General features: G+C 37.8%; 3 protein-coding genes. All 3 read right to left on the bottom strand.

What is annotated here, in order from left to right:
- Nucleotides 1-108: 108 nt before the first annotated feature.
- The 3 genes from VLB74_RS12895 to VLB74_RS12885 all read right to left on the bottom strand — a co-directional run bounded on the left by VLB74_RS12895 (nucleotide 109) and on the right by VLB74_RS12885 (nucleotide 3,042).
- Nucleotides 109-849: a head GIN domain-containing protein gene (locus VLB74_RS12895; RefSeq protein ID WP_325203863.1), complete on the bottom strand. Its 741-nt coding sequence runs from the start codon at nucleotides 847-849 to the stop codon at nucleotides 109-111.
- 136 nt (nucleotides 850-985) lie between these two features.
- The gene (locus tag VLB74_RS12890; protein ID WP_325203862.1) at nucleotides 986-2,707 is read right to left on the bottom strand and encodes a PspC domain-containing protein; all 1,722 of its coding nucleotides are present in this window, start codon (nucleotides 2,705-2,707) and stop codon (nucleotides 986-988) included.
- A 5-nt stretch (nucleotides 2,708-2,712) separates the two neighbouring features.
- Nucleotides 2,713-3,042 (bottom strand): PadR family transcriptional regulator, encoded by a 330-nt coding sequence (locus tag VLB74_RS12885; RefSeq protein ID WP_325203864.1) that lies wholly within the window; start codon nucleotides 3,040-3,042, stop codon nucleotides 2,713-2,715.
- Between the last annotated feature and the right edge of the window lie 25 nt (nucleotides 3,043-3,067).

Genomic DNA, 3,067 nt, shown 5'->3' with positions numbered 1-3,067 from the left:
ATTTGTTTTTAATTCTGAATTCATAAAAATAAGTAAATTCTGTATGCTTTCAAATTTTTCAGAAAAAAAGAGGCTTTTAGTAAACCTCTTTCGTATTTCTTTTGTTTTTTATTCTTCACTTACATTACCTCCAGAGCTGCTTTCTTTCCGGATTTGCTTTGGTACTTTTGTATAGCTGATAGAACTGCCGCTGGAAGCTTTTGCATCCAATAAAAGGATAGGGGCAACGGTTATTGAACTTCCGCTGGTGGATTGTGCGTCGATTTCGTTGGCCATCAGATTTCCTGCTTTGATGGAACTTCCGCTGGAGGAATGCGCATAGGCTTTTATGGCTTTTCCTTTTATGGTTAATTCACTTCCGCTTGAAGATTCGCAAGTAATCGTGTCTGATTCAACAGTGACATCCATATCACTTCCACTGCTGGTTTTCACTGTCATATTTTCCCCATTTAACGTGTTTAATGACTTTAAACTGGAGCCTCCGGTAGCTTCTAAAACTTCAATAACCGGCATCTGAACGATGATTTTTTTGGAACTTACGTTTTTGTATCCGTTGTATTGTGAGTCGATTTTTAAAAGACCATTTTCGACCGTGGTGATAATGCCTTCGTGCAGATTGTCATCGGCTTCTACAATGACAGCAAATTTATCGGATTGCTGTACTTCACAGTCTAAACCCTTGTACACAAGAATTTTGCTGAAGCCAGAAAGATTCCGGACTTCTTTGGTAACATTTCCGCTTCCGGTTATTTTGTTGCCCAAACTGATATTTGCATTGCAGGAACCAAATAGTAAAGCAACCACAGCTGCAATCACTATTTTTGTAATGTGAAAAACTAATTTTGTCATAACTGTTCGTTTTTTTTCCGATAGCTATCGGGACCCATAGCTGGGTGATGATGAATTATTTGCTTTGAATTATATCTCCGGTTCAAAGGTGATAACTAAAAAATGTTTGATTGATGATGATGATTTCATTTTTCAGTTATTTTTCCTTTACAATTACCCCATTTTCATCTATTTTAAGATTGCCTGATTTTTTAGTTTCTGTGTGGATAATTTCTTTTCCGCCCACTTTAATGCTGACTGTCTTTATGGTGTCCTGATCTTTTTCAGATATGTTCAGTACTTCATCTTCCGAATCTTCATCTTCCGGGCAGTTCAGACATTTCAATTCACCGTCTTGTACTTTGTAATTGTAACCTTCCGGTCCGTAGTAGTAATCGAAATCAGCATTGCTTCCATCTAGATAGCGGGTAACATTTTCATCCGGCGCATAAACGATACCGTTCGGCAAGTATAAATATACTTCAACTTTTTGTTTTCTCAGTTTGTTTTTTACTTCGGTAAGTAAATAGTTGTCTAAAATTAACTGATTTCCAACGATTTTGAAATTATATTTGATTTTTTCTGCTCTTTTATTGGCTTCGTCAAACGATTTACCGCTGGCGATTTTTTCAATCTGAATGTAAGGATGAGCTTTATCCGTTTTTTTCAAATGCAAGCTGATTTCGTTGGAATATATCATTTCGTTGCCCGCCGAATCCTGTTTGATTGTCCAATCGTCTTTGTCGTCAACATCTTTTGAAAAGAAATCGTTGTTAACAAATCGAACTTTCAGAGTATCTGTGTTGGCAATTTGAATATCTGCTTTCTGAACAACTTTTCCGGTCAAAGCCACTTTTCCGGCTTCTTTGATACCTAGTGTGATTGCGAATCCTGTAGCGATTAACCATATTGCCAGTAAACTGTATTTAGCGGCATTACCTATTGATTTTAAGTTGTTGATTAATAGTTTTAATCCTAAAAGAAGAAGGAAGAAAAACGGAATACCAACTACAAGCAATAATAATATTCCCTGAACCCAGAACGGCGTTTCAATACCTAATGGTGTTTCCATAAAGTCAAGAACTGCGTTATCTGGTAATGAAGAAGAGAAGATCATAACTACTGATGCAATCACAATTCCGATTAAGGTACATCCCGCAAAAATTAACATGAAGGCGCCAATCAGTTTTGCAATCACTTTAAAGATTGTCATGAAAACATCTTCTATCGATGTAGCAACTTTTGAGGCTCCGTCTCTTGCTCCGTCTGCAATTTTTTTATGATCAATATTGTTGATGGTGTCAGAGATTTCGCCAAACCCTTCCTTTACTTTTTTCTCGATATTTGAGATAGTAATGGGTTGCCCGGTCATTTCCAGTTTTTCTGCGGTTGTTTTAGCTTCCGGTACTAAAATCCAGAAAATGATATACGGGATAATTCCGATTCCCCAAGTGAAAAGCAAGATTACCATGATAATTCGTAACCAAAGCGGATCTACTCCGAAATAGTGTCCGAAACCGGCTAACACACCACCCAACATTCCTTTTTCCTTGTCGCGGTATAATTTTTTAGAGCGGCCTGGCGCAGCATATGCGTATGTAGTTTGCGTGGTTTCGTCTTCGATTCTGTAATCTTCCGGTTGCCCCATAACAGCAATAACCTGATCGATTTCGGTTAAGGATACAACCTGTTTATCGTTTGAAAGCTTTTCGGATAACAATTCCGCAATCCTGCTTTCTATGTCGTTCATGATCTCGTCTCTTCCGTCAGGCGACAAAGAGCGTTTTATAGCATCAAAGTAGCGACTTAATTTTTGATAGGCGTCTTCATCAATATGAAAAGAAAAACCTCCTAAATTTATACTTACTGTTTTGTTCATGACTCTTAGTTTTGGCTGGTTATTGTGTTAACGGCACCGGCTAATTCATTCCAGGTTCCGTTTAATTCTTTTAAAAATTCTTTTCCTTCATCGGTTAAACCGTAATATTTTCTTGGTGGTCCTGAAGTGGATTCCTCCCAACGGTAGCTCAATAAGCCGTCGTTTTTTAATCGTGTCAGCAGCGGATATACGGTTCCTTCAACTACTAACAGCTTTGCGTTTTTCAGTGTGTCTAAGATTTCGGAGGTGTAGGCATCTTTTTCTTTCAGTACCGATAGGATGCAGAACTCTAAAACCCCCTTGCGCATCTGAGCTTTGGTGTTTTCAATGTTCATAGAATTTCTTTTTTTGTGATTAAAC

It is taken from the genome of Flavobacterium sp. (assembly GCF_035456225.1).
Classification (GTDB): Bacteria; Bacteroidota; Bacteroidia; order Flavobacteriales; family Flavobacteriaceae; genus Flavobacterium.
The sequence above is the reverse complement of the archived record's forward strand: the minus strand, read 5'-3'. Positions and strand labels throughout refer to the sequence as shown.